We start from the raw sequence: 25,519 nt of genomic DNA on the forward strand, positions 1-25,519 counted from the left end.
GCCTCCCCCTCGCGCTCGCCGCACGGGGGAAGGAGCATGCGGACCTCATTCTCGAACAAACGTTCGGAGTCGAGTCTAGGGAACCCCGGGCCCGAGGAGCAAGGCGGGGTCAGTCGAGAAGTGCGCGGATGCGGTCGGCGACCTCGGCGGGGCGGGCGGCGTCGGCCATGCCGCCGGCGGGCCACAGGTAGTACCAGCCGTCGCCGCACGGGGTGGCGAGGACGATCACGTGGCGCCCCGCGCCCGGCACGTAGACGGCCAGCAGGGACTCCCCGGGCCCGGCGAACCGCCAGGCCAGGCCCCGGGCCTCGACCTCGCGCGCGAGCGCCGCGAGGTGACGCCGGCGCGTCTCGGCGATCTCCCGCCCACCGACTACAGACACATCATCCGCCTCAGCAGGGTCCGAGCCGCCTTCATGACCTTGGGCGATCCTCCGGCGACGGTTGGTGACCGGTCCTCAGCATGACCCCGATCCGGCGGCCGTGCGGGGAGAATCCCAAGAGTGGGGACGGGTGTACCCCGCCCGCTAGGGGATGGTCCGCTGAAGCGGTGTAACGCGCCGTCCGGATACGCGCCAATCACCGTGCGGGTGGTTTCCGGTCCCCGGAACCTGGCCCGCATACGGAGGCTCCGTCCGTGATAAAAGCCTCTGTGAGGCGGGCATCGCCCGCGTCACCCAAAAAAGAAGGAGCGAGCCGATGAGCGCCGTCCCCGCCGGCGACCCGTCAGGCCACACACACCACGGCGTCCACGGGCACGGTCCCGAGCAGGACCAGGCCCTGGCCGGGCTCCGCGAGCGCAAGAAGCAGCGGACCCGCCTCGCACTCATCGACGCGGCCCTGGACCTGTTCCTCGCCCAGGGGTACGAGGCGACGACGATCGACGAGATCGTGGCGGCGGTGGAGGTGTCGCAGCGCACCTTCTTCCGCTACTTCGGCACCAAGGAGGACGTGGTCACGAGCTTCCTCACCGAGCACGACCAGGTGCTGGCGGAGGCCCTCGCGGCCCGTCCGCCCGAGGAGCGGCCGTTCCCCGCCCTGTTCGAGTCGCTGCGCGTCGTGCTGCGCACGATCGCCGAGAGCGACCCTGCCGACAGCGCCCGGTTCCGCCGCGTCCGGCAGGTGATCGAGGCGACGCCGTCGCTGATGGCGGCGCAGATGGCGCGGTACTCGGCGTCGGCGGAGGCGCTCGCCACCGAGATCGCGCGCCGCGAGGGCGTCGACATGGAGCAGGATCTGCGGCCCCGGATCGTCGTGTCGTTCTACCTGGCCGCGACCAAGGTCGCGTTCGAGGACTGCGCCCGCCACGACATCTGGGACCCCGGGACGGTCGCCGCCCGCGTGGAGGAGGCCGTGACGCTCGTCAGCCGGACCATGCGCGACTGGGTGTGAGCGTCCCGCCGGCGGAATAGCCCGCGGGGGAGCCGGGGTTCTGCGGGAGCGTCCACGCGAACCGACCGTCAGGAGAACGACATGCGCGCGATCGTCATCACCCGCACCGGCGGCCCGGAGGTCCTGGAGGCGTCCGAGCTCCCGGCCCCCGAGCCCGGGCCGGGCGAGGTGCTGATCGACATCGCGGCGGCCGGGGTCAACTTCATCGACGTGTACTACCGGACGGGCGCCTACCCGCAGCAGACCCCCTACACGCCGGGTGTCGAGGCGGCCGGGACGGTCGCCGCGGTCGGCGAGGGCGTCCGGGAGTTCTCGGTGGGCGACCGTGTCGCGTGGGCGAACGTGCAGGGCGGCTACGCGGAGAAGGCCGTGGTACCGGCGGACAAGGTCGTCCCCGTCCCCGGCGGGGTGAGCCTGGAGGACGCGGCGGCCTCCCTGCTGCAGGGCATGACCGCCCACTACCTGACCAGGTCGACGTATCCGGTCCAGGAGGGCGACACCGTCCTCGTGCACGCGGCGGCGGGCGGGATGGGGCTGCTGCTCACGCAGGCGGCCGTGGCCCTCGGCGCCCGGGTGATCGCCACGGCGTCCACCCCGGAGAAGGAGAAGCTGGCGAGGAACGTCGGCGCGGCCGCCACGATGGGCTACGACGGGTTCCCCGAGCGGGTGCGGGAGCTGACGGACGGCGAAGGCGTCGCCGTGGTGTACGACGGCGTCGGGGCGCCCACGTTCGACGGGAGCCTGGAGAGCCTTCGGCGGCGCGGCACCCTGGCCCTGTACGGGGCGGCCGGCGGCCCGGTCCCGCCGGTCGACCCGCAGCGCCTCAACCGGGCCGGGTCGGTGTTCCTGACCCGGCCGTCCCTCGCCCACTACGTGGAGAAGCGCGAGGAGTTGCTGGAGCGCGCAGCCGACGTCTACGCGTGGGTGGAGTCCGGGGCCGTGAAGGTCCACGTCGGCCGCCGCCACGACCTCGCCGAGGCCGCCGCCGCGCACGCCGATCTGGAGGCGAGGCGCAGCACCGGCAAGCTCCTGCTGATCCCCTGACCGTCCCGCCCGGCGCCGCCGCCTCCCTTAGGCTGGCCCGGACAGACGATCTTCCAAGGAGCGCCGCCCCCCATGACGACGTACGCCGCCGGACCGCTGGAGCACGACGAACCCCGTGTCCTCGGCCCGTACCGCCTGCTCGGGCGGCTCGGGCGCGGCGGCATGGGGACGGTCTACCTGGCCGCCGAGCCCGACGGCCGGCGGGTCGCGGTGAAGGTCGTCAACCGCGAGCTGGCCGGGGAGCCGGCGTTCCTCGCCCGGTTCCGGCGCGAGGTGACCGCCGCGCGGCGCGTCCACCGGTTCTGCACCGCGCCCGTGATCGACGCCGAGCTCGACCAGGACCCGCCGTACATCGTCACCGAGTACATCGACGGGCCGAGCCTGGAGAAGGCCGTCCAGAGCAAAGGGCCCCTGCCCGGTTCCGACCTGGAGGGCCTCGCGGTCGGCGTCGCCACCGCGCTCGCCGCCATCCACGGCGCCGGGATCGTGCACCGCGACCTCAAGCCCGCCAACGTCCTGCTGTCCTCCACCGGCCCCCGCGTCATCGACTTCGGCATCGCCCGCGCCCTCGACGCCCCGGACGGCCCCACCCGCACCGGCCAGTTCGTCGGGACCCCGTCCTACATCGCGCCCGAGGTGCTGCGCGGCGAGCCGGTCGAGCAGGCGTCGGACGTGTTCGCGTGGGGCTGCGTCGTCGCCTACGCCGGGACGGGCCGCGCTCCGTTCCAGGGCGGCACCGTCGCCGAGACGTTCCGCCGCATCGAGCACGAGGAGCCCGACCTCGCCGGCCTGGACCCGCGGCTGCGCGACGTCGTCGCCGCCGCGCTCGGCAAGGACCCGCGCGACCGTCCGACGGCGCGGCGGCTGCTCACCCTCCTCGTCGGGCAGGAGAAGGCCGACCTCACGCAGGCCGTGGAGACGATCTCGGCGTCGTGGCGGGGGCCGGATCCGGCCGCGGAGCCGGCCTCCCCCTCCGATCGGGACGGCGAGCCGCCGGCGGCCGTCGAGGTTCCGGCGCCGAGGCCCGCGCCGGAGGCCGCCGCGCCTGCGGCCGTGGCGGCGCGCGAGCCCGGCCCGGGCGAGGAGACCGTCCTCGTCGACCTGCCGTTCCCGGCCGCCTGGCGCGGACCGCGGCGCTGGTTCACCCTGCTCAGGGGCCTGCTGGTGGTCCCCCACCTGGCCGTGATGCTGCTCATGTACGCGGCCCTGGTGGTCGTCATGCTGCTCAGCTGGCTGGTCATCCCGTTCACCGGCCGGTATCCCCGCGCCCTGTACGCGCTGGTCGTCGGATGCCAGCGCTGGTCCAGCCGGGTCGTGGCGTACGCGTTCGGGCTGACCGGCGAGAAGCTGCCGCCGTTCCGCACGCTTCCGCGCGCCCGCCGAACGCACTGAACGCGGTGACGGCTCCGCGCGTCCGAATTGCCATGGACCGCTAGGGTTCTACCACGAAGACTCCCGAATCCCCCTCAGGATCATGATGACCACGCACGCAGGAGAGAACGGGGAGACCCTGCGCCCCGACGACCCAGGAGAGCTCGGCCCCTACAGGCTCGTCGGGCGGCTCGGCCGGGGCGGCATGGGGACGGTCTACCTCGGCGAGGACCGCGCCGGGCGCCGCGTCGCCGTGAAAATGATCAACCGGGAGCTCGCCGGCGAGGGCACGTTCCGGGAGCGGTTCCGGCGCGAGGTGACCGCCGCGCGGCAGGTCCGCCGGTTCTGCACCGCGCCCGTGATGGACGCCGAGCTGGACACCGACCCCCTGTGGGTCGTCACCGAGTACATCGAGGGCCCGAGCCTGGAGAGCGCCGTCGCCGAGCGCGGCCCGCTGCCCGGTTCCGACCTGGAGGGCCTCGCGGTCGGCGTCGCCACCGCGCTCGCCGCCATCCACGGCGCCGGGATCGTGCACCGCGACCTCAAGCCCGCCAACGTCCTGCTGTCCTCCACCGGCCCCCGCGTCATCGACTTCGGCATCGCCCGCGCCCTCGACGCCGCCGACGGCCCCACCCGCACCGGCCAGTTCGTCGGGACCCCGAACTACCTGCCGCCCGAGCTGCTGCGCGGCGAGCAGGTCTCGTCGGCCTCCGACGTGTTCTCGTGGGGCTGCGTCGTCACCTACGCCGGGACGGGCCGTCCCCCCTTCGCGGGCAACACGGTTCCGGAGATCTTCTACCGCGTCGTGCACGAGGAACCGAAGCTGGACGGGCTCGACCCCGGCCTGCGCGACGTCGTCGCCGCCGCGCTCGACAAGGACCCGCGCCGGCGGCCGACCGTCCAGGACCTGCTCGGCCGGCTCGTCGGCAACGGCCAGGCCGACCCGGCGAGGCTCGCCGAGACCGTCCAGGCGAGCTGGCACGGGCCCGCGAGCGAGCCGACCGTCCAGCGGACGGCCCAGGCCGCCTTCCAGCAGCCGACCCCGCCGTCCGCCCCGCCCGGCGCCACCCGCCAGGACGCGCGGCCCGCCGCCCGGCCGGGCGGCGGCGGGTCGACCCGGCGCCCGCTGATCATCGGGGGCGCCGTCGTGGCCGTCCTCGCCGTGCTCGCCGTCGTCGGGTTCCTCGCGCTGCGCCCGGACGGCCCGCCCGACGACCTCGCCACGACGTTCAGCGACGACTTCTCCAGCGACAGCTCCGGCTGGGGCTCCTTCACCGGCCAGTACACCTATACGAACGGCGCCTACCGGCTGCAGACCGAGGGGAGCACCGGCTCGACGGGACGCGACGTGCCCAAGGACGAGTTCGCCCCCGACCCGATGCTGGCCACGGTCGGCGCCAGGGTCGCCCAGGGGTCCCCCGACGGCAGGTACGGCCTCACCTGCCGCTCGTCCGACAACGGCAACAACGAGTACAGCTTCCTGATCCGCAACGACGGCAAGGGCGCGGTGCTCCGCAAGGTCACCAAGGATCGCGGGACCAAGGAGCTGGACAACCCCGACTCGGTCCCCGGTTTCACCGAGGGCGAGTCCAACCAGCTCCAGATCGCCTGCGAGAGCGGCGACGGGGGCAAGCAGGTGCGGCTGCGGCTCTGGGTGAACGGCCACCAGGTCATCGACGCGACCGACACCGACCAGCCGCTCGGCAACGGCAAGGCCGGTCTGCAGGTCGAGCGGGGCGGCAACGCCGCGCAGCAGATCATCGTCGACTTCGACGACTTCGACCTGTCGAAGATCCTCGGTTAGGCCGGGGGCCGGTCAGCCGGGCAGGTAGCCGTTCGTCCAGCGGGTCAGCTCCGCGAAGACCTGCGTGCGGGCCGGTTCGGCGGACAGCACCAGGTCGTGCAGGCCGCCGTCGATCCGCACGAGCGTGACATGGCGTCCGATCCGCGGCGCCCATCTCGCCATGTGCTCCACGTCCAGGACGGCGTCGGCGCCCGTCACGTCCAGCACCCTGCGGGTCGGGCGGACGCTGCGCGTCGACGCCATGACCAGCACCGGGACGTCGACGTCCAGGCCGCGGTGCAGGCGCAGCTGACCCCGGCGGACGGCCGCCAGCCACGCCGCCCGCACCGGGAACCCGGCGAGCGGCTTCCAGGCGAGGTCGAACTCCCACTCGCCCTCGTGGTCGCGGTGGATGCTGCGCGGGTACCGGTCGGACACGCCCGCGGGCAGTTTCGCCTTGGGGAACCGGGGGCGCAGCGCCCGCGCCAGCCCGGCGCCGACCTTGCGCATCACCAGCGGCTCTGCGATGTCCAGGAACGGACTGTTGAGGAACACGCCGTCCACCAGGCCCTTGCCCCCGGCCCCGTCGGCCCACAGGGCGGCGACCAGGCCGCCGGTCGAGTGGCCGTTCAGCAGGAGCGTGTCGTGCCCGTCCACGTCCCGGACGATCCGCACCGCCTCGTCGATCTCCGGGAAGTAGTCAGCGAGGCTCTCGACGTAGTTCGGGGTCTGGTGCGGACGCAGCGAGCGCCCGTACTTGCGCAGATCGAGCGCGTAGAAGTCGAAGCCGAGCTCGACGTAGAAGTCGGCGAGGTGCCGCTGGAAGAAGTAGTCGACGAACCCGTGCAGGTAGAGCACCGCCCGCCGGGACGGGTCGCCGCCGCCGCGGCGCCGCACGAGCGTCGCCACGACCTCGCCCTCGGCGTCCCGGCCCATCGGCAGCTCGATCGCCTCGTACCCGGGGCCGAGCACGTCCGCCGTCACGTCCACTTTTCCTCCCGTTGTCCGGTGAACTGATGCCCCATGATCGGGCGTCAAAGGGACTGACCGTACGACAGACTGAATCACAGCCCACCGCCACCCCCCGGGAGTCGAGCCATGCAGGCGCCCCTCCGCGACCGAGACCCGCGGCTGCTCGGCCCGTACGTGCTCACCGCCCGGCTGGGCCGGGGCGGCATGGGCACCGTCTACCTCGGCGAGGACGAGTCGGGACGGCGGGTCGCGGTCAAGGTCATCAACGCGGAGCTGGCCGACGACGAGGCGTTCCACGACCGGTTCCGCAGCGAGGTGACGGCCGCGCGGCAGGTCAGCCGGTTCTGCACGGCCGCCGTCCTGGACGCCCGCCTCGACGGCGACCCGCTGTACGTGGTGACCGAGTACGTCAACGGGCCGTCCGTCGAGGAGGCCGTCAAGGCGAACGGCCCGCTGCGCGGCGGGGACCTGGAGGCCCTCGCGGTCAACATCGCGACGGCGCTGGGCGCGATCCACGGCGCCGGGATCGTGCACCGCGATCTCAAGCCGTCCAACGTGCTGCTCTCCCCGACCGGGCCGCGCGTGATCGACTTCGGCATCGCCCGCGCGCTGGACGCCACCGACGGCCCGACCAGGACCGGCCAGTTCGTGGGCACGCCCGCCTACATCGCGCCCGAACTGATGCACGAGCGGGAGATCACACCGGCCGCCGACGTGTTCTCCTGGGGCTGCGTCGTCGCCTACGCGGGAACCGGCCGTGCCCCGTTCGGCGGCGGGACGCTCCCGGAGGTCATCAGCCGGGTGACGTCCGCCGACCCCGACCTGGACGGCCTCGACCCGGCCGTCCGCGATCTGGTGACCCGGTCGCTGGCCAAGGAGCCCGCCGAACGTCCGACGGTGAGGCAGCTGATCCAGGCGCTGACCGGCCAGGACGAGCCGTCCGCGACTCCGCCCCCGGTCACGCCGCCCCCACCTGAACCGGCGCCCGCCCCCGCCCCCGCGCCGAAGTCCGCCCCGGCACCGAAGTCCGCCCCGGTGCGGGCGCCCGCGCCCGCACCTCTGACGAGCGTCGACTCCGTGCCGCCGACGCGTCCGATCGGCGCGCGGACGCCGGCGGCTCCGGCGAAGACGCCGTTCCCGTACCGCACCAGCGGCCTGCGCGCCGCCGTCGGCATCGCGGTCCTCGCCGTCGCCGCCGTGCTCGGCTCCCTCAACGTCCCGGGCGACGACGACTCCCCGGACGCCTCGGGGCCCGGCACGGACGCCGTCCCCGGCGACGAACCGCCGGAGGTCAAGGACAAGATCTTCAGCGACCGGTTCAACGACGCGGACTCCGGCTGGAAGACGGCGGTCACCCCGGTCTTCGACGCGGCCTACCGCGACAGGAAGTACGAGATCCACGTCCTTCCGAAGGCCGCGCGCACGACCGTCGACGCTCCGGTGAGCCGAATCCCCGACTCCCAGCTCATCGAGGCCGAGGTCACGCCGAAGGACGCCTACGGCGAGTCGGGGGTGTACTGCCACGGAGGCTTCGGCTACGCGTTCCTCCTCCGCTCGGACGGGCGCGCGCGCATCGCCAAGCTGTCCACCTGGAGCGCGCAGACCGTGACGACCGGCACGGTGCCCAGGCTTCGCGACGGCAATCGCCTCCAGGCCGCTTGCGTGAAGCGCGAGGACGGCAACATCGACCTCGCGATGTGGGTGAACGGAAAGCCGGTCGCCTCGTCCGCCGCCACGCCGCCGAGCAGTGTTCCCGGTCACAGCGGCCTGCTCGTCGTCCGCTCCGAGGGCGCCACCGGATGGCCGCAGGCGGTCTTCGACGACTTCGCGCTCTGCGAGGTCTGAGACGGCGACGCCCCTCCGGGCTGGTGCGGCTGAACCGGCGCGGTCAGCCTCGCCGTCGTGGCGCTCGCCCACCCGCTGCGCCGCCGCTTGGGCAGGCGGCCGCCGGTCACCGCTCCCACCGTCCCGGCGGGCAGGACAGGGGTCTGGCTCAGTCCTTGCGGCCCGTCGTCGCGACGGTGACGCCGAGACCGATCATCATCAGGCCGCCGGTGCCGCCGATCGCCGCGAGGCGGCGCGGCGAGCGGGCGAACCAGTCGCGGGCCGTCCCCGCCGCGATCCCCCACACGCTGTCGCAGCAGAGCGCGATCACCGCGAAGATCGCACCGAACACCATCATCTGGAGCTCGACGTGGCCGTTCTCGCGCACCACGAACTGCGGCAGGACGGCCGCGAAGAACACGGTCGTCTTCGGATTGGTGATGCCCACGAAGAAGCCCTGCAGCAGCGCCCGGCCCCCGCCGCGCTCCGCCTCGCTCCCGGCGATCGCCTCCTGGAGCGAGCGCCGGTGCCGGATGGCCTGCACCCCGAGGTAGACGATGTAGACCGCGCCCACGATCTTCAGGGCGGTGAACACGACGACGGAGCGTTCCACGACCGATCCGATGCCCACCGCGACCGCCGCGGTCAGCACCAGGGCGGCGAGCACCCCGCCGACCACCCCCGCGAGCGCGGTGCGCCGCCCGTGCGCCAGCGCGCGGCCGACGACGAACAGGACGGACGGCCCGGGGATCAAGATGATCGCCAGCGCCATCGCGGAGAACGCCAGAAGCTGATGACTCGACACCATGACCCGCAGAGTACGCATTCCGGGCAGGGCGGCCCACCCGATTTTCCCGGGGGCCGAGACGCGGCTCAGGTGGTGAGGACGTCCCAGGCGCCGCCGCGGCGGACCAGGAGGTTGTGCGTGAGCAGGCTTCCGACGGGGACGTCCCACACCGGGTCGACGCCGTCGTCCCCGCGGTCCTCGGCCCACACCTGCGCGACCGCCCAGCGGAGCTTGTCGACGCCGTCCGGGTGACCGGTGCCGGACGCGACGAACACGTCCCGCGCGGGCGCCGCGACGACGAGGTCGCCGTCCACGTCCTGCGCCAGCTTCTCCAGGAACCCCTCGTCCAGCAGCAGGCCCGACTCCAGGCCCCCGCCGTGCGCGGACGCGCCCAGCGACACCGTCACGGCGCGCACGTCCGGGTACCAGCTGAGGCTCAGCTCGGGACGCAGGTCGCGCAGGTTGATCACCGCGTGGCGGCGCAGCTCGCCCTGCGTGACCCCGAGGTCCGCGCAGTGCCGGCGCGCCACGTGCTCGTAGCGGCGGCCGGACGGTGCGCCCTCGTCGGCGATCTCCACCGCGTAGGTGACGTACAGGTCGGCGGCGAACGGGTCGCGGATCGGCTCCTCGTCCGCCGGGAGCGGGAACTCCAGCTGGACCTCGGCCGGCACCCGCGCCTTCATCAGCGGGACGATCAGCTTGGACCGCGGGTCGGTCACGGGACGTTCCTCCTGGTGCTCGGCCTGCGTGCGCCTGTCTTCACGAGTGGATCACCTTACCGCCGCGGAGGGCGGCGTCGGGGCTCCGCCGGGCGGGACGACGGGCAGGCCCCCCGGCGCGCCGCCCTCGATGAGCCGCCACACGGCCTCGGTGTCCATGTGCTCCTCAACGAGGTCGCCGAGCGCGTCCAGGGTCGCCTCCCTCAGCGCCCCGAACGACACGTCCGGGGCCGTGACGAACTCCCGTTTCGCCGTCCGGGCGACGTCCGCGAGGAATGCCCTCCGGAAGCCGTCGTTCTCCATCGCACCGTGCCAGGTCGTCCCCCACACGGCGCCTTTCCGGCACCCGTCGAGGAAGGGCTCCCCTTCCACGGTCACCACGCCGTGATGGATTTCGTAGGCGTGCACAGTTTCCCCATAGGCGCTCCCTGTAGGCCGCCCGAGGGTCTTCTCCTTCTTGAATTCGACTCTCGCGGGAAGGAGGCCGAGCCCCTTCGCTCTCCCCTCCTTGGACTCGACATCGTCCACGATCTCCTCGGCGAGCATCTGGTAACCGCCGCAGATCCCGAGGACGGGCCGTCCCTCTTCGGCCCTTCTCCGGATCTCCTCGGCCATTCCCCGGTCGCGAAGCCACGCCAGGTCGGCGACCGTGGCCCGGGTCCCCGGAAGCACCACCAGATCCGCCTCGGCCAGATCGCCGGCACTCGCCGCGTACCGGACGACGACGCCGGGCTCGCAGGCCAGAGCGTCCATGTCCGTGAAATTGGAGATGCGCGGGAACCGGACGACGGCGATGCGCAGTGTCTCCCTCCCGCAGGGCCCTTTCGCGTCGGGCCTCGGCGCGTCCAAAGCCAGGGTGTCCTCGGAATCGAGATACAGGCCGAGTTTCCAGGGCAGCACCCCCAGCGTCGGCCGCCCTGTGAGCATCGCGAGCTGCTCCAGCCCCGGCGCAAGCAGTTCCTCCGCCCCCCGGAACTTGTTGATGACGAACCCGGCGATCAGCGCCTGGTCCGCCGGCTCCAGCAACGCGACCGTGCCGTAGAGCGACGCGAAGACACCGCCCCGGTCGATGTCGCCGACCACCACCACCGGCAGGTCGGCGGCCCGCGCCAGCCCCATGTTCACGATGTCGCCGCCCCGCAGGTTGATCTCGGCGGGACTCCCGGCGCCCTCGCACACCACGACGTCGTACTCGGCCCGCAGCTCCTCAAGGCTCTCCAGCACGACGCCCTTGAGCCATTCCTTGTGCGCCCCGTACTGCAGGGCGTCGACCTCCGCCACGGGCCTTCCCAGAACCACGACCTGGCTCCTGCGGTCGCTTCCCGGCTTGAGCAGCACCGGATTCATCAGCGCCGCAGGCTCCACCCCCGCGGCCTGCGCCTGCATGTACTGCGCCCGCCCGATCTCCGCCCCGTCGCTCGTCACCATCGAGTTCAGCGACATGTTCTGGGCCTTGAACGGCGCGACCTTCACCCCCTGCCGGGCCAGCCACCGGCACAGCCCCGCGGTGACGACGCTCTTCCCCGCGTCCGAGGTGGTCCCCGCCACCAGAAGCCCGCTCACCGCACACTCCAGACCACGGCCGCCGCCGCGAACGTCACCGCCGCCGAGAGCCGGACGGCCCTCCGGATGTCCCTGACCTCGGGCGCCCGGCCGTCCCCCATCTCGGGCCGCCGCTCGACCCGTCCGCCGTAAGCGTTGACCCCGCCCAGCCTCACCCCGAGCGCCCCGGCGAAAGCGGCCTCGCACCGTCCGGCATTGGGACTCGGATGCTTCGCCCCGTCCCTCCTCAGAACGCGCCAGGCCTCCCGCCCCGAGCAAAGAGCGACCAATCCCCCGGTGACCCTCGCCGGAACCCAGTTCGCCACATCATCGAGCCTCGCCGCCGCCCACCCGAACCGCTCGTACCTCGGATTCCGATACCCGACCATCGCGTCAAGCGTGTTCACGGCCCGATACATGAGCAGCCCCGGAATCCCCGCCACCGCTCCCCACACCAAAGGCGCGATGGACGCGTCCGAGGTGTTCTCGGCCACCGACTCCACCACCGCACGGCTCAGATCACGCGCGTCCAGCCCCCGCGGATCCCGCGCGCACAGATGCGAAAGCCGCTTTCTGGCCGCCCCCACGTCTCCCCGCTCCAGCACCCGCGCCATGTAGAGCCCTTCACGCCCCAAAGACGTCCCGCCGAGCACGGCCCAGGTGACCCCGGCGGTGACAAGGCAATGCACGAGGGGCCGCCGGCTCATCCGCTCAAGTACAACCCCCGCGACCCCGGCACCCCCCACCAGAGCCGCGACATAGACCACGCCCCGCGCGCGCGAATCCCCGTACACATGACGCTCCGCCGCCGACGCCACCCGGCCGAACCCGGCCACGGGATGCCACCGCTTCGGGTCCCCGAGAACAGCGTCCAGCGCGACCCCGAGAACCAAACCCTCACCAGAGACGCGCATCGAGCTCATCCCAGTGCCGCTCCAGCCAATCCTGGGCCCGCCGTATCCGGGGCCCGGCGCCCCCCTGCCAGATCCGCGCCCATCCCCCACCGCCTTCGGCCCTCCCCCGCATCGCCCGATAGGACCGCTCGAACCTCACCCGCGCCGCCGGCAGAACCTCCCGCCGCCGCTCCCGGTCCAACCCGTAGGCATCACAGAAGACCCGCATCCGCCGCCCCACGTCCGCCCCGTAGAGCACGGCGTCCCGATCGGCCGGATCCTCGATGGGCCCCCAGTGCCGCAACGCGGTGACCACGTCGAACACACGCGTGGTGGGCCGCGCGAGGTCAAAGTCGATCAAGGCGACCGGCCGCCCACCCCGAAAGACGACGTTCTGCGGCGTCACATCGCAGTGCCCGATGACCTCGGGCTCCCCGTCCACATTGGACGTCTCCGCGTCCCACGGCGCCCCCACCGGCGCCTCATACGAGGCGACCGCGTCGTGGTACCGCCTGAGCAGCCGCCCCACGCCCCGCAGCACGTCCTCCGAGACGACATCGGCCTCCAACGGCCGATGCGGCACCTCCCCCGGCACCCAGCTGAGCACCTCCCGCCCCAGCTCATCGACCCCCAGCACCCGCGGCGCCTCGAACCCCACGGCCTCCAGATGCCGCAGCAACCCGTGGACCGCCGGACTGTGCGCCCGCAGCGGCCGCCGTACCGTCTCCCCGACCCGCACCACACCCTCCGACACGTCCCCACCGGAGAGCGGCACCTCAAAGTTCACCGCCACAGCACCCCAAGATAGAACCCCCGCCCCAGCGGTAAGGACGTAATGGATGTGGAGACGGACGACGCACACCCTTACACTGTGTCCCGGCGTCCCGCCGGGCGCCGAGCGCCCGTAGCTCAGCTGGACAGAGCATCGGACTTCTAATCCGACGGTCGCGGGTTCGAATCCTGCCGGGCGCGCCACAGTCTGACCTGCAGTCTTGCCACTGCCAAGATCCCAAATAATGTCCCGCTTCGTCCCCGTGTTCGCTCGATGTTCGCTCGGATGCCGCGGACCTGTCGCCGCACCCCTCGCGCATCGCCGCGATCACCCGTCCACCGCCGCTCCGGCCACAGCCGCCCAGCGGCCGCTGGAACGCCCCCGGCGCAGGCGGTTGCCGGGCTCTACCCGCCGCCTGCCCCACCGCACGAGCGTCGGTGTCCGCCCCCAGAACAGCTCGGGGGGCGGACACCGACGTCGAGAATCCGATGGTCAACACATGCCGTCACCGGCGTGACGCCTCCGGCAAGTGGACGACACGGCCGGTTGCTGCCGTTCGGTCGGGCTGGGTGCGGGCGTTGAGGATGACGGCGGCGGCGTCTTCGGCGGATTGGCGGGCCAGGTCGGGAAGGACGCTGGTGTAGGTGTCGGAGGCGATGGTGATCGACGACAGCCCCAGCGTCTCCTGCACGACCTTCAGGTCGTGTCCGGCGCGCAGCAGGATGGTGGCCGCGCCGTGCCGCAGGTCGTGCAGTCGGACGGGCGGGAGCCCCGCCTCCATCGCCAGCAGCAGGAACTGCTCGGAGACGGCCATGGGCGCCAACGAGTCCCATCTGGTTGGGTGAAGACGAACCCGGTGTCGTGCCAGGTATCGCCTGCGACCAGCCGTTCCTGATTCTGCCGGGCCCGGTGCGCGGCCAACTGCTTGATGGTGTGCTGGTCGAGTGTGACCTGCCGTTCTCCGGCTTCGGACTTGGGACGGCCTTGTTCAGTGCGACCCCCGATCTGGGTGATCTGCCACCGGACCCGGATGGTGCCCTCGTCCAGGTCGACGTCGGCCCACCGCAGCCCGCACGCTTCACCGCGCCGCAGCCCGCGGAACGCGATGAGGTGGTACAGCGCATACAGCCGATGGCGGGCGGCGCGGTCGAGGAAGGCGCCGGTCTGCTCTGGTGTCCACACCATGACCGGTGAAGGTCGCGGTGTGCTGACATAGGCATCCATCGGTTTGATCCGCCCGCTACGCACCCGCCTACCTGCTGTGGAGTGCGTGTGACTCTTGGCCGCGATGAACGCTTCTCGGGCTTGGCGCCATTCGCTGACGCGTTCGGATGTCCACACCAGCGCTTTAGGCCGGCGACCGGAAGGCAGTTCGATCAGGGATGCGACGTTGAGGTCGAGGCGCCGTTCCCGGATCGCCTGGTTGAGGGAGGCGCGCAGAGTGGCGCGAATCCGGTGCATGGTCGCCGGACCGACCACCCGGCAGCCCTTCACTCGCGCTCGAAGGCCGGGGTCGCTGGATTCGCGGGCGCGCACGATCATCTCGTTGCGTTCGTCGATGGCGTCGAACACCGCCTGAACGTCGGCGACGCGGAGTCGGTCCAGGCGTATGTGGCCGATCACCGGTTGCAAGTGAGTGGTGATGTGGGTGCGGTAGCTGCGCAACGTGCCGCTGCGCAGCCCCTTACGTCCGGCGAGCCAGGTCTGCAGCCACTGCCCGACCGTGATCACAGCGTCCAGGTCCTGACCGGTGCGGATCTTGCGGCGCACTTCCTCAGGCACCGGGAGCCGCTTCTCCTTCTTCAGAGTGGCCGCGATGAGATCGGCGATCCGGATGCGGTCCTCGGGGTCGCCGCTGATACCCAGCAGTTCGTGAAGCCGAGTTATCTGCGCTTCGGCGGCGTCCTGGCTGCTGAACCCGCCTCGGCGGATGGGGCTGCGGCGGGTGCCGTCGGAATTGGGCGGCAGTTCGAACTGGTAGTACCAGTTGCCGTGGGTCGGGCCCCATGCGCCGCCTTTGCGGCGCAGTCTGGGGCACTTGGTGCGCAGCAGCCGTCCCTCGGGGGTACGGCAACCGCAGGATTTGTAGGTCGTTCCAACAGACACGAGCCCTACTCGCTTTCTGGCGTGGGCTGCCCGGCCGACTGGTCGAGGCCAAGCAGGGCCAGCAGTCCGGCGGTGGGAACCAGGTAGCTACGACCGACCCGCAGCACTGGGCAGGGAAACCGCCCGGCGCGTGCCAGCTCATAGCTTTTGATGCGCCCCACTCCCAGCGCCTGACCTGCGGTGACCAGATCGACCACGGCGGGCAGCGTGCGGATCTCCGCTGGCGTCAGCCCCTGCCTCACCGCCCGCCTCCGTACGTCGCGAGAGAAGGGGCCAGTGGGGCGCTGGGGACGTCTGCCAGCGGATCGGGTCCGCTCCGGCGCCCGAACGTCTGCGCTGATGTTGCGGACCAGCGGATTGGCCCAGGCGGGAGCACCGGTATGCACGCTTGCCTGCGCCCTGCCGGTCAAGCCCCGCCCCGCCGAACCGAATGTCATGGGCAAGAGTGAGGGGCGGGGTGATGTGCTGGGGACGGTTGGCAACACAAGGCCACCGCGCTCACTGAGAACGAGTTCATGATCATCCAACTGCACACTGCGCGGCGCAGCCATCGTGCAAGATCTACCGGAGTTTTCGACACGGCTCCGGTGTCCGAGCGGAAGATCGTTCTGTCAGAGACTGTCGCGGGGATTCTGCATCACCACGAGAAGTTCAACGGCTGCGGCTACCCCATGGGCCTGGCTGGACACGACATCCCCAAGGTCGCCCGAGTCATCGCCGTCGCCGACGCCTTCGATGCCATGACAACGGCCCGCAGCTACCGCCGGGCCCGCTCCCTCAACGAGGCCATGCAAGAACTGCGCCGCGGAGCCGGCACCTACTTCGATCCCGACATGGTCAACGCCTTCCTCAACGTCCTGACCAGTCATGGCGAGATGATCGAAGAGATCATCTACTCCAACCATCCACCCGCACTCGAACCACGCACGGAGACAACGACCAACGAGATCACAAAGCGAGCCGCATCAAACATCGGCACTCCGACGTGAAACGGCTGGAGGTATCTCTCCAGGAGTTACAAGCTCCTGCCCACGGCGGTTCGCCCTCCAGCTTGGGGAGCAAGTGATCAGTGGGTGAAGCGCCACGTTCTTCGGGGGGATAATCACACGTCATGTCCGTGATCGACCGTGTCGACGACCGTTCACGTGGAGGAGGGCTACGGTTCCCAGCGGGTGGGGGTGTGGTCACGGGCTACACGATAAGAGACTTTGTCATTTAGTACCCGCCGCCGCTTCGAACGCTCCGTCGGCGGGTGTCGGCCTCCGCGTTCCGGCGGGCCGAACCGCCCGGGACCGCGGCCCGTCCAACCGACGCAACGTGCGCCGCGCGCCCCCCGCCCGGGTGCGCATCGGAGGTGGCTATGGCCGCGACGTGGAGCCTGAACATCACTACCGCCAGCGCCGTCGCCACGACGCTCCTCGGCGTCATCGTCGGCGGCCTGGTCTCCGGCCGCGCACAGGCTCGGCATTGGACACGGGACCACGAGATGGAAGCCTGCGCCCTGCTGCTGCGCGAGTCCTCCAACATCTTGATCGAACTCGCCGCGATGAACGGACGACGCCTCCACCCGCCGCCAGGCGAGATACGCCCCGTCCCGGGTTTGCGGAGCGAGATCGACTGGCGGCCGTGGAACGAGGCGCTGGCCATGGTGAACCTGATCGCCAACGACCAGGTCGTCCAGGCGGCGCACCTGATCGACGCGGAGATCTGGCCCGTCCACCTCAAGATCAAAGCCGAGATGCTGCAGGGAGACGACTGGTTCCCCCTCAGAGACCAGATCGAACACCGCCGGCACGAGTTCATTAACGTCGCGCGCCGGCAGCTCGGCGCGACTGGCCGGCCATTGCGCCGGATCTCCGGCCGACCCGAGCTGAACGATCCCGTATGGGAACTCCGCCGCCCCGGACGCGACTCAACCGAGTGAAGCCACAACACGCACAGTCAGACGGCGCTGCCGCTGCGCACGATCTGCGGTTCGAAGGTGCCGCCGGCGCCCCTGGGCACCCTGACCTCGACCGGGCCGACGTCAGTGAGCACGGTCTTGGCCCGCGTTCCGCTACGGCTGTTGCCGCTTCCCCTGCCCGATATGTCGCGCTTGCCATAGCCGACGTGGTCAGTGATCTCCCCTTCCAGAGCGGACTCCAGCAATCGCATGGTCAGCTACTGCAACATGCTGCCCTCTCCGGTCAACTGCAGACCCTGCGTCCGAGCACGGTCCACCAGCATCGAGATCAGCTGCTCCCCCGACGCCGCCCCCGGGGGCGGCGCCTGGACCGGCTGCTCAGCGGACTCGTCCTCAACAGCGCTGTCGGTTCACCTGGCGCCTCCTTGATCATCGGATCCGCCGTCAATTGGACACTCCCGCCTGCTCGCCCAGGTCAGTGCCCGGTTGACTGCTGTCTGGCCAGGCCCGTGGTGGGAGTGATGGGAATGAGGAGGGTGGGCTGCTGGCTCGGGGTTGGAAGGGAATGGGGGCATGGTGACCACCGGCAGCGTCTCGAGGCGCGGGTCACAGTCACGTGACCCGCAACGAGAACCGCCGTCGCAACCAGGCGACGAGACGTCGGCGCAGCGGTACGCGGGTACTCTCCACGCCGAGTGCGAGCAGCGGGACCTGGGAGTTCTTCTTCCACGCCACCGGAATGAAGGCCGTGCCGGCGACCACGTAGAACCGGGCGCCATGGTGCCTTGTGTGACCACTCGGAGGATGCCATTCCAACCTGCTGTGCAGCGCAATCATCTCGGTGAACCGCGAAGCCGTGCTCCCCTCGCCGCTCCCTTCGCCGGAGTACAGCCGGTCGAAGGCGGCCAGCACCTCCTTGGAGAAGGCGACTTGTCGCGCCAACTCTGCCGATGACAGCTCGAACAAGGGCATGCTGCGGTGCAGGCACGTCAGCGCCTCGAACGGCTTCGCGCCCCCGCCATGCCGGGAGATCGGCAAGCAGAACTCCTCCTCGCCGTCGTTCCCACCCGCGAGCAGGAAAAAGTCCGCGGTGTTGCTGGAGTTGGTCCAACGCGGCCGACGCCGTACCGCCCTGGCGTCAGGCCCCAGCACCCGGCGCATCTGGTCATGAGCCGCCTTCGGATCTGCAGGGCCACCGGTCCTCTGCTGGTAACGCTCCACCGCGTGCTCGGTCAGCCGTACCTGGTCCATCAACTCGGCACCGGTCAACGCGAACGGGTCGATGTGGCGTTTACCGCGCCCGTTGGCCCGCAAGTACGCATCGAGGACCACACAACCGGTCGCAGCGAAGCCACTGGCATCCCGCCTGTCCACGGCCAAGGGCAGGATCAGCACGCAGTCGATGAGCAGGAACCTGCCGGTCTTACTGCGCCTTCCCTTGTACGGTGCGGGCAACTGATCCGAAGTCACCACCCGACCGGCGCTGGGCACCTGCTTCTCCAGGAAGGCCCGAGCCTGGACCGGCGTCCACCCCAGATCCGCCGCCGCCTGCCTGGCCGCCGCGTCCGTGATGCCCACACTCGGCGCCATCCCCAACCGCCTTCCCAGTCCGCTCCAAGACTCACCGATCGCCCGAAACGACCGGAGTATCCAAACGGTGAGATTCCTAGGGCAGCCTTGGCCTGTCCTGGATCCGCCGTTTCCAACCCCTCATGGGTCTTCTTGATCGATGCCGACCATCGGGCGATCGTCTGACGCCATCGCCGGCACAGCGCCGGGAACCTGCAACTCGTCCCGCACCCGGGCGTAGTAATCGGTCCGTGCTCTTCGAAACGCCTGGTAGGCGTTATCCCACCCAGCCTCGTCCACACGCACAAGCCCACGTACGCACCATTCCAGATGCCACAGCTTCCGGTTCAGGTCATAAGCGGCCTCGACCGTCGCCGCATCCCCGAGCACTTCGATGACCTGGAACGCCACTCCTCGTCTGGCCTCTCCCTCAGTCAGCAGATCAAGTCCGTCAGCGAGGCTGGCCGCAGGCAATCGGTGACCAAAGCCGCGAGTTGCCGCGAGACGACGGGTGAGCATGGCCTGGTCGCTCACCGCGTTCAGGTACACAACGTGCGCATCCAGGCGTCGCTCATCCCAGCGCACCGCGCGTTCGCGTCGAGTCTGGCGACGCTCATGAAGCCAGGTCACAAGGTAGGACATTGCACCACCGACAATGACCGCGATCAGCGTCCAGAACTGGTTCATCTCGACACTCCGTTGGCAGACCATTTTAGCGATTACCGTTCGGACGCACCCGGCCAACCCAGCGTTCACCCGCCGCAACACCTCCCAGGCGCCGATTCGGCGACCAGCAGGTTCGGCGGCGGCTCGACAAGCGAGGCGCAAAGCACCCCGAGGCCATCAGACCGTGCTCGCGGCCCGGTGAAGGCGCCGACGGCCGCTCACTTCCCGCTGCCCGTCGGATACTCCCCGGAGGTCCCCCACCACCACACGGACGGCATGCGCCCACGGGGTCATCTGTTTTTCAGCGTTCGCGTCCACTCGGGGGCGCACCGATAGGCGGTCGTCGATTCCGACTGCGACTTATAGAGCACCTGTGCAATCAGGTGTGAGTTGTTCTCGTAGAATTGATAGACCGTCTCGGCGAACTAGTACATCCATCGCGCCTCAACCTGCCCGTCTTCCAGATTGAACGGCGGACCTTGGGAGACCAAGGAAGCTTTCAAAGCACATGTTTGTGGATGACCCCACCCCAACTGGGTTCGTATCCGTTCAGTCGCATCTCTCTGGCCAGGGTCTCTTCCGCATGACCGTGACCGCTAATGTACCGCTCGGCTGGAGACAGTGGCGAACTGCCGTCCGATCTCGGGTCCCATTCGCGTGAGGACCCGAATCTTTCGGTTGCGACTCACGCCTCCGTGGAGCGTCTGTCTCGCAGGCGGCGGAGTGTGACCAGCGTGTGATGCTGTTGTGGAATGCTCGGATAGGGATGCAAGTAGGGTTCGGCGGTGGAAGCGGGAGGCGTCGGTGAAGGCGAGCGAGACGACGTTGCGGAAGCTGATCGCGGGTGAGAAGCAGTTCGTGGTCCCGCTGTTCCAGCGTCCGTATGCGTGGACGGACAACCATCTCAAGCCGCTGTGGCAGGACGTGGTGGCGCAGGCGGACGCGGTCGCGCAGGGGTCTCCTCGCGGGCATTTTCTCGGGTCGGTGGTCCTGGCGCCCAGTCCTCATGCGAGCCCGTCGCTGGCGCGGTGGATCGTGGTCGATGGGCAACAGCGGCTGACCACGCTGCTGTTGCTGCTGTGCGCGATCCGGGACCATCTGAAGGTCGAGGATCCGGGTGAGTGGGACCGGATCAATGAGCTCCATCTGATCAACAAGTTCGAGCGGGGGGACGCCCGCTTCCGGTTGCTGCCCACGCAAGTCGATCGCAGCGCGTTCACCGCATGTGTGAGCGGGTCCCTCGATCAGCGGGTCTCGGGAGTGATCGGCACCAGCTACCAGTTCTTCCGCAGCAGGCTGGTCACCGCCGATGATCCGGCGGACCCGCACGACATCAAGCGTATCGAGTCGGCGGTGCTGGACTGGCTCAGCCTGGTGCAGATCACCGTGGAGCAAGACGACAACGCGTTCCGGATCTTCGAGTCGCTGAACAACACGGGCATGCGGCTCAGCCAGGTGGACCTGATCCGTAATTACATCTTCATGATGCTCGCGACCAAGAGTGAGCACGTGTACGACACCTACTGGCTGCCGCTCCAGCGGATGCTCGGCAACGACACCAAGGCGCTGGAGCAACTGATGTACCTGGTCCTGGTGCTGAAGAAGGGTGAGGACGCCACCTACAACGACATCTACCGCGGTCACCAGCAACTACTGGACCAAGCCGGCGCTGACGAGGACAAGATCGAGGCTTACGTCGCAGACCTGGCCCGCCGTGCCCGCCACTTCGCCGTCATCCGCGACCCCGGCCGGGAGGCTGACAGCCGGATTTCGGCGAGCCTTGAGTTCCTCAACGAATGGCAGGCTTCTACTACCTACCCCGTGGTGATGAGGCTTCTGGAACTGCGTGAGGACGGTGAGGCCAGCAATGATGACCTGGCCGAAGCGTTGCGCTACATCGAGAGCTTCGTGGTACGCCGGCTCATCGCGGGTGTCCCCACCAACAACCTGAATCGGGTCTTCCAACGGCTGTCGGGGCTGCTGTCACCGGACGAGCCGGTGCCCGGCACCGTCCGTTCCATCCTGTCGCCAGCACGGTTGTACTGGCCCACCGACACCGAGCTGCGCGATGCGGCCAGGACCCGGCAGTTCTACTGGCAAGGTAGCGGCCCTCAAAAGAAGCTCGTGCTCCGCCGCCTTGCGGGAACCTTCCGCAGCCCTGAGCTAGTCGACCTAGCGCACAAGAACATCACCATCGAGCATGTCCTTCCCCAGCACTTGACCCCCGAATGGCGGACCGAGCTGTCGCGTGACAGCGACGACCCAGCGATGCTGCACCGCGAACTCGTCCACACGCTGGGGAACCTGACCCTCACCGGGTACAACTCGGCCTTGAGCGACCTACCGTTCGCACGTAAGCGCGAGCAGCTCAGCCACACCAGCATCGCCATGAACCAGGCCATCGCCGAACAAGGCCACTGGGGCAAGACCGAGATCCACGCTCGCGCCGACGACCTCACCGAGCGGGCGATCACGCTATGGCCCGGCCCGGATGAGACCGGCCGTAAGTCCTCCCCGGAGCGGGACTGGACGCTGCTGCACAACGCCCTGGCCGCACTGCCGTCGGCAACATGGACGACCTACGGGGACATCGCCGAGCTGATCGGCTCGCACGCCGTGCCAGTAGGCGTCCACCTGGGCAGCGTGCAAGTCGCGAACGCGCACCGGGTCCTGACCGCCGAGCGGCGACCGTCCCCTAACTTTCGCTGGCCTGACCCGGACGACGACCGTAACGTCCTGGACGTACTGGTCGACGACGGCATCAAGCTCGACGACAACGGCCGCGCCGACCCCGCCCAGCACGTCTCCGCCCACGAACTCGCGGCGCTACTCGATCTGCCCGGGGCAGCCGGGATGAAGGAAAACGACCTGACCGAAGGCGACGCCCCGGACCTGACCGAACAAGAACACCGCTTCCACAGCCAACTGGGCAGCCTCCACGGTCCCAAGACCACCGGGGCCGTGGCCCGCCTGCTCGACCACTGGCGCGACCTGGGCGGCCAGTTCCAGTGCGGCACCGGAGCCCAAGCCCGCTGCAGCCCGGTCCTGCCACAAAAACCCGGCGTGACCAAGATGCTGAACCTCTACACCCGCACCGTCGAGGTGCCCTTCGGCCTGCTGAAAGGCCGACCCGTATTCGACGACCCCGGCCTTCGCGAGGAACTACGGCAACGCCTCAACGACGCCCCCGGAATCGACCTGCCCGCCTCCAAACTCGACCTGTGGCCCAGCTTCCCCATCGCCCAACTGGCCGACGAGGCCACCTGGGACGTCGTCATTGCCACCCTCGACTGGTTTAAAGCCCAGATCGACCGCAGCGACAACAACTGAGGGCCACTCCTCCAGGTACAGCCCCGACGGCTTCAATTTCGCCACTGGCGAGCTCCAGTTCGCCGCTGGTAAGCCCCTCAACCTCATCGATGGCAGCAGCCTCCTCGCTCTCTGCCATGAAGACGACATCTCCGCACGCATCCTCGACAACGGCAAGAGGAAGAAACCCTGACCCAGCGGCCGGTCGACATTGATGTTCGCTCGTTGTTTGCTCGTATGTTGCGGAACGCGTTGGCCCTGGACGGCATCTAGCGGCATGGGAGGTCGCCGAAAGCCGCACATAACGGGATAGGGTGACAGGGGTCGGCACTTGCGATAACAACGTGACAGGCCTGATAGCCGACTTCTAATCCGACGGTCGCGGGTTCGAATCCTGCCGGGCGCGCAACAGCCTGACCTGCAGTCTTACCACTGCCAAGATCCATATTTCCGTCCCGGTATGTCCCCGCGTTTGCTCGATGTTTGCTCGGCTGTCGCGGACCTGTCACCGCCACCCCGGCGAATCGCTGCGATCGCCCCTCCTGCCGCCGCTCCAGCCACATCAACCGGGCGGCACCTGGAACACCGCCGCGCAAGCGGTTGTCGGCCCTCCAGCCGCTGGCCAGGTCACCGTGTGCGGCTCAGGTGCCCGCACCCGGAACCGCTCGGGTAGGGGCACCTGCGCAGCGAACCTGATGATCAATCTGTGCAGGTCATCGCCTCGACACCCCCCGCAACCGGACGACACGGCCCGGCCCTGCCGTTTCATCCGGGTCTGGCTGGGTGCGGGCGTTGAGGATGACGGCGGCGGCGTCTTCGGCGGATTGGCGGGCCAGGTCGGGAAGGACGCTGGTGTAGGTGTCGGAGGCGATGGTGATCGACGACAGCCCCAGCGTCTCCTGCACGACCTTCAGGTCGTGTCCGGCGCGCAGCAGGATGGTGGCCGCGCCGTGCCGCAGGTCGTGCAGTCGGACGGGCGGGAGCCCCGCCTCCATCGCCAGCAGCAGGAACTGCTCGGAGACGGCCATGGGCGCCAACGAGTCCCATCTGGTTGGGTGAAGACGAACCCGGTGTCGTGCCAGGTATCGCCTGCGACCAGCCGTTCCTGATTCTGCCGGGCCCGGTGCGCGGCCAACTGCTTGATGGTGTGCTGGTCGAGTGTGACCTGCCGTTCTCCGGCTTCGGACTTGGGACGGCCTTGTTCAGTGCGACCCCCGATCTGGGTGATCTGCCACCGGACCCGGATGGTGCCCTCGTCCAGGTCGACGTCGGCCCACCGCAGCCCGCACGCTTCACCGCGCCGCAGCCCGCGGAACGCGATCCGTCCTGAGAGTTGGTGGGGACGAGGTGGGCCTCGGCACGGTTCAGGTGCGTGTACCAGGCCATGAGGCCCCTGCCAGCGGGCCGTCCGAAGAGGCAGCGAGCGCGCGGGCGTCGTCGCGGTCCCCGCTCTTGTAGATGCGGTAACTACGCATCACCGATGCGAAGTCATCCCAGCCGGGACGTGGGCAGGGGCGTCCCTCGATCACGGCCTCCAGGACCGTTCCGAGGTCGTCCCAGGGCAGCATCAGCGGCGGCATCTCCGGAGGGCTGACAGGCGCAAGCTGCGTGTCGTAGTGCGGCAAGGCGCGGGCGTAGGGAAGGTGTTCGGCATACAGGTGCAGCGAGGTCACGTGCAGGTGGTAATGGCCGAGTTCCGCGCCGACCCAGCCGGCCATCAGCTCGTGCAGGACAGTGGCGGCGAAGAGGTCGTAGCAGAATCCGAGCCACAGGTCCTGGCTGCGCATGGTCGTGTGCATGTCCAGGCGTCCGTCGCGCAGGAGGAACTGGTAGCCGAGCGTGCAGGGCACATCCCGATGGCCGCGGTGATCGCGGGCGGCGTCCCACAGCTGGATCACTGCGCGGCGGGTGTCCGGGTCGTCCAACAGTTCTTGGCGAACCTGATCGAGCTGGTCGGCGTCCCCGGCCCAGGAACGCAGCCGTGGCCCGTAGGCGCCTCGCAGGATGTGGTCGTCGGCGAACTGCTTGAGCTGCTGGTTGTAGGTGTAGATCCAGGCGTCGTCGAGCCCGGCCAGGATCCACACCGTCTCGGCGGCGGCGAACGCGGCGTTGATGACGCGGTCGGGCGGGACGCACACCAGCCGCCGCCTTGGGCGGGTGAGGGTCAGGTGCGCATCGGTCGCCTCCCACGTCTCCAGCCCACGCGGGGAGCTGGGAGCGCCGTGGGTGAGCACCGCGTCGACGGTGTCCCGCCACAGGGCGCTGGCCGAGTCGGCGGTCACGGTGATCACGCCGTGACCTCCGCCTTGGTGGTGTTACGCACCGAGTTGGGGATCGTGGTGTTCCAGTGGCGTTCCAGGCCGTCGGGCAGCGTTATGGCCGGGACGAATCCCAGCATCCGGCTGGCACGGGTCACGTCGGCGAGGACGGCGACCGCGTCGCCAGGACGTTCTCCGGCCGGTCGGAGCGGCACGGGTCGGCCGACGATCTGGCCGACCAGTTCGGCGACCTGTCGCAGCGACGCGGCGTCGCGTCCGGCAGCGTTGACGACCTCGGCGCCTCCTGGCGGCAGCGGGGCGGCGACCGCGCGCACGGCGGCCTTTACCAGGTCGCTGATGTAAGTCCAGGTGTGCCGGGCTGTGCCGTCGCCGAAGAGCGGCACGGCCTCTCCGGTAAGCGCGGCGGTGAAGAATCGCGGGATCACCATCTGGGGGTTGCAGCCGGGCCCGAAGGCCGGAGAGAACCGCAGCGCGACCGTACTGAGCTGGGAGCCGGGGCGGCGCGCGTACGCCAGCGCCAGTCGTTCGGCGGCGAGTTTGGCGACACCGTATGGCGAGGTGGGCTCGGTGGGGTCGCTCTCCCGAACCG

The 25,519-nt window shown here is 69.9% G+C and carries 23 protein-coding genes, 1 tRNA gene and 2 pseudogenes; 10 read left to right on the forward strand and 16 right to left on the reverse strand.

All coding sequences use genetic code 11. The annotated features are described in order from the left end of the window. Positions 1-109: 109 nt before the first annotated feature. Positions 110-382 (reverse strand): hypothetical protein, encoded by a 273-nt coding sequence (locus BJ999_RS32595; protein WP_229810350.1) that lies wholly within the window; start codon positions 380-382, stop codon positions 110-112. Between the two features lie 316 nt (positions 383-698). On the opposite strand from BJ999_RS32595, the gene BJ999_RS32600 reads away from it, so the two are divergent. The 4 genes from BJ999_RS32600 to BJ999_RS32615 all read left to right on the forward strand — a co-directional run bounded on the left by BJ999_RS32600 (position 699) and on the right by BJ999_RS32615 (position 5,610). Continuing rightward, complete coding sequence (locus BJ999_RS32600; RefSeq protein ID WP_179836817.1) at positions 699-1,391, forward strand: TetR family transcriptional regulator; 693 nt, start codon at positions 699-701, stop codon at positions 1,389-1,391. Positions 1,392-1,472: 81 nt separating this feature from the next. Then, positions 1,473-2,435, forward strand: a complete 963-nt coding sequence (locus tag BJ999_RS32605; RefSeq protein WP_179836818.1) for a quinone oxidoreductase family protein — start codon at positions 1,473-1,475, stop codon at positions 2,433-2,435. Positions 2,436-2,507: 72 nt separating this feature from the next. Then, complete coding sequence (locus BJ999_RS32610; RefSeq protein ID WP_179836819.1) at positions 2,508-3,827, forward strand: DUF4389 domain-containing protein; 1,320 nt, start codon at positions 2,508-2,510, stop codon at positions 3,825-3,827. Positions 3,828-3,912: 85 nt separating this feature from the next. Next, positions 3,913-5,610 carry a serine/threonine-protein kinase gene (locus tag BJ999_RS32615; protein WP_179836820.1) on the forward strand — a complete coding sequence of 566 codons (1,698 nt, stop codon included), beginning with the start codon at positions 3,913-3,915 and terminating at the stop codon, positions 5,608-5,610. Positions 5,611-5,622: 12 nt separating this feature from the next. Here the strand turns inward: BJ999_RS32615 and BJ999_RS32620 are convergent, their stop codons facing one another. Further along, positions 5,623-6,579 carry an alpha/beta hydrolase gene (locus BJ999_RS32620; RefSeq protein ID WP_229810778.1) on the reverse strand — a complete coding sequence of 319 codons (957 nt, stop codon included), beginning with the start codon at positions 6,577-6,579 and terminating at the stop codon, positions 5,623-5,625. A 108-nt stretch (positions 6,580-6,687) separates the two neighbouring features. Between BJ999_RS32620 and BJ999_RS41515 the strand changes: the two genes are divergently transcribed. Then, positions 6,688-8,406 carry a serine/threonine-protein kinase gene (locus tag BJ999_RS41515; RefSeq protein ID WP_218935330.1) on the forward strand — a complete coding sequence of 573 codons (1,719 nt, stop codon included), beginning with the start codon at positions 6,688-6,690 and terminating at the stop codon, positions 8,404-8,406. A gap of 148 nt (positions 8,407-8,554) precedes the next feature. On the opposite strand, the gene BJ999_RS32630 is transcribed toward BJ999_RS41515, so the two are convergent. The 5 genes from BJ999_RS32630 to BJ999_RS32650 all read right to left on the reverse strand — a co-directional run bounded on the left by BJ999_RS32630 (position 8,555) and on the right by BJ999_RS32650 (position 13,119). Then, positions 8,555-9,193, reverse strand: a complete 639-nt coding sequence (locus tag BJ999_RS32630; RefSeq protein WP_179836821.1) for a LysE family translocator — start codon at positions 9,191-9,193, stop codon at positions 8,555-8,557. 65 nt (positions 9,194-9,258) lie between these two features. After that, the gene (locus BJ999_RS32635; RefSeq protein WP_229810777.1) at positions 9,259-9,891 is read right to left on the reverse strand and encodes a DUF1444 family protein; all 633 of its coding nucleotides are present in this window, start codon (positions 9,889-9,891) and stop codon (positions 9,259-9,261) included. A gap of 51 nt (positions 9,892-9,942) precedes the next feature. Beyond that, positions 9,943-11,454 carry a cobyric acid synthase gene (locus tag BJ999_RS32640; protein ID WP_179836822.1) on the reverse strand — a complete coding sequence of 504 codons (1,512 nt, stop codon included), beginning with the start codon at positions 11,452-11,454 and terminating at the stop codon, positions 9,943-9,945. Next, a complete protein-coding gene (locus BJ999_RS32645) occupies positions 11,451-12,356 on the reverse strand; it encodes a cobalamin biosynthesis protein (RefSeq protein WP_229810776.1) in 906 nt (301 codons plus the stop codon). Before BJ999_RS32645 ends, BJ999_RS32640 begins: the two co-directional genes overlap by 4 nt. Next, on the reverse strand, positions 12,331-13,119 hold the full coding sequence (locus BJ999_RS32650) for a phosphotransferase enzyme family protein (protein WP_179836823.1): 789 nt from the start codon (positions 13,117-13,119) through the stop codon (positions 12,331-12,333). The genes BJ999_RS32645 and BJ999_RS32650 overlap by 26 nt, the downstream gene beginning before the upstream one ends. A 105-nt stretch (positions 13,120-13,224) precedes the next feature. Here BJ999_RS32650 and BJ999_RS32655 point away from each other — a divergent pair. After that, positions 13,225-13,301: transfer RNA gene (locus BJ999_RS32655), tRNA-Arg, on the forward strand. 302 nt (positions 13,302-13,603) lie between these two features. Here the strand turns inward: BJ999_RS32655 and BJ999_RS41520 are convergent. The 3 genes from BJ999_RS41520 to BJ999_RS32670 are packed head-to-tail and all read right to left on the reverse strand — an operon-like array spanning position 13,604 to position 15,446. Next, positions 13,604-13,912 carry a tyrosine-type recombinase/integrase gene (locus BJ999_RS41520; protein WP_218935331.1) on the reverse strand — a complete coding sequence of 103 codons (309 nt, stop codon included), beginning with the start codon at positions 13,910-13,912 and terminating at the stop codon, positions 13,604-13,606. Beyond that, positions 13,795-15,204, reverse strand: a complete 1,410-nt coding sequence (locus tag BJ999_RS41525) for a tyrosine-type recombinase/integrase (RefSeq protein ID WP_218935332.1) — start codon at positions 15,202-15,204, stop codon at positions 13,795-13,797. The genes BJ999_RS41520 and BJ999_RS41525 overlap by 118 nt, the downstream gene beginning before the upstream one ends. 5 nt (positions 15,205-15,209) lie before the next feature. Further along, on the reverse strand, positions 15,210-15,446 hold the full coding sequence (locus tag BJ999_RS32670) for a DNA-binding protein (RefSeq protein ID WP_179836824.1): 237 nt from the start codon (positions 15,444-15,446) through the stop codon (positions 15,210-15,212). 252 nt (positions 15,447-15,698) lie between these two features. Here BJ999_RS32670 and BJ999_RS32675 point away from each other — a divergent pair. Further along, positions 15,699-16,193: pseudogene (locus BJ999_RS32675) on the forward strand (HD-GYP domain-containing protein); the annotation flags it as partial. A 371-nt stretch (positions 16,194-16,564) separates the two neighbouring features. Further along, complete coding sequence (locus BJ999_RS32680) at positions 16,565-17,128, forward strand: hypothetical protein (protein WP_179836826.1); 564 nt, start codon at positions 16,565-16,567, stop codon at positions 17,126-17,128. A 17-nt stretch (positions 17,129-17,145) separates the two neighbouring features. Here BJ999_RS32680 and BJ999_RS32685 read toward each other — a convergent pair whose 3' ends face one another. The 3 genes from BJ999_RS32685 to BJ999_RS32695 form a co-directional block, all read right to left on the reverse strand. Further along, the gene (locus BJ999_RS32685) at positions 17,146-17,358 is read right to left on the reverse strand and encodes a transposase (protein WP_218935333.1); all 213 of its coding nucleotides are present in this window, start codon (positions 17,356-17,358) and stop codon (positions 17,146-17,148) included. A 361-nt stretch (positions 17,359-17,719) separates the two neighbouring features. Next, positions 17,720-18,697, reverse strand: coding sequence for a hypothetical protein (locus BJ999_RS32690; protein ID WP_179836827.1), 978 nt, complete (start codon positions 18,695-18,697; stop codon positions 17,720-17,722). 120 nt (positions 18,698-18,817) lie between these two features. Further along, positions 18,818-19,363, reverse strand: a complete 546-nt coding sequence (locus tag BJ999_RS32695; protein WP_179836828.1) for a hypothetical protein — start codon at positions 19,361-19,363, stop codon at positions 18,818-18,820. A gap of 783 nt (positions 19,364-20,146) precedes the next feature. On the opposite strand from BJ999_RS32695, the gene BJ999_RS32700 reads away from it, so the two are divergent. Next, complete coding sequence (locus BJ999_RS32700; protein ID WP_179836829.1) at positions 20,147-22,672, forward strand: GmrSD restriction endonuclease domain-containing protein; 2,526 nt, start codon at positions 20,147-20,149, stop codon at positions 22,670-22,672. A 692-nt stretch (positions 22,673-23,364) separates the two neighbouring features. Here BJ999_RS32700 and BJ999_RS32705 read toward each other — a convergent pair. Beyond that, on the reverse strand, positions 23,365-23,679 hold the full coding sequence (locus tag BJ999_RS32705; RefSeq protein WP_218935334.1) for a tyrosine-type recombinase/integrase: 315 nt from the start codon (positions 23,677-23,679) through the stop codon (positions 23,365-23,367). 23 nt (positions 23,680-23,702) lie between these two features. On the opposite strand from BJ999_RS32705, the gene BJ999_RS32710 reads away from it, so the two are divergent. Then, positions 23,703-23,981 (forward strand): hypothetical protein, encoded by a 279-nt coding sequence (locus tag BJ999_RS32710; RefSeq protein ID WP_179831329.1) that lies wholly within the window; start codon positions 23,703-23,705, stop codon positions 23,979-23,981. Positions 23,982-24,015: 34 nt separating this feature from the next. Here BJ999_RS32710 and BJ999_RS32715 read toward each other — a convergent pair whose 3' ends face one another. Together BJ999_RS32715 and BJ999_RS32720 are read right to left on the reverse strand one after the other, a co-directional pair. Beyond that, the gene (locus tag BJ999_RS32715; RefSeq protein ID WP_218935335.1) at positions 24,016-24,942 is read right to left on the reverse strand and encodes a thymidylate synthase; all 927 of its coding nucleotides are present in this window, start codon (positions 24,940-24,942) and stop codon (positions 24,016-24,018) included. After that, positions 24,939-25,514 (reverse strand): annotated as a pseudogene (locus tag BJ999_RS32720) (NAD-dependent epimerase/dehydratase family protein); the annotation flags it as partial. The gene BJ999_RS32715 and the pseudogene BJ999_RS32720, both read right to left, overlap by 4 nt. Positions 25,515-25,519: the final 5 nt, after the last annotated feature.

It is taken from the genome of Actinomadura citrea (assembly GCF_013409045.1).
In the GTDB taxonomy this organism is placed as follows: Bacteria; Actinomycetota; Actinomycetes; order Streptosporangiales; family Streptosporangiaceae; genus Spirillospora; species Spirillospora citrea.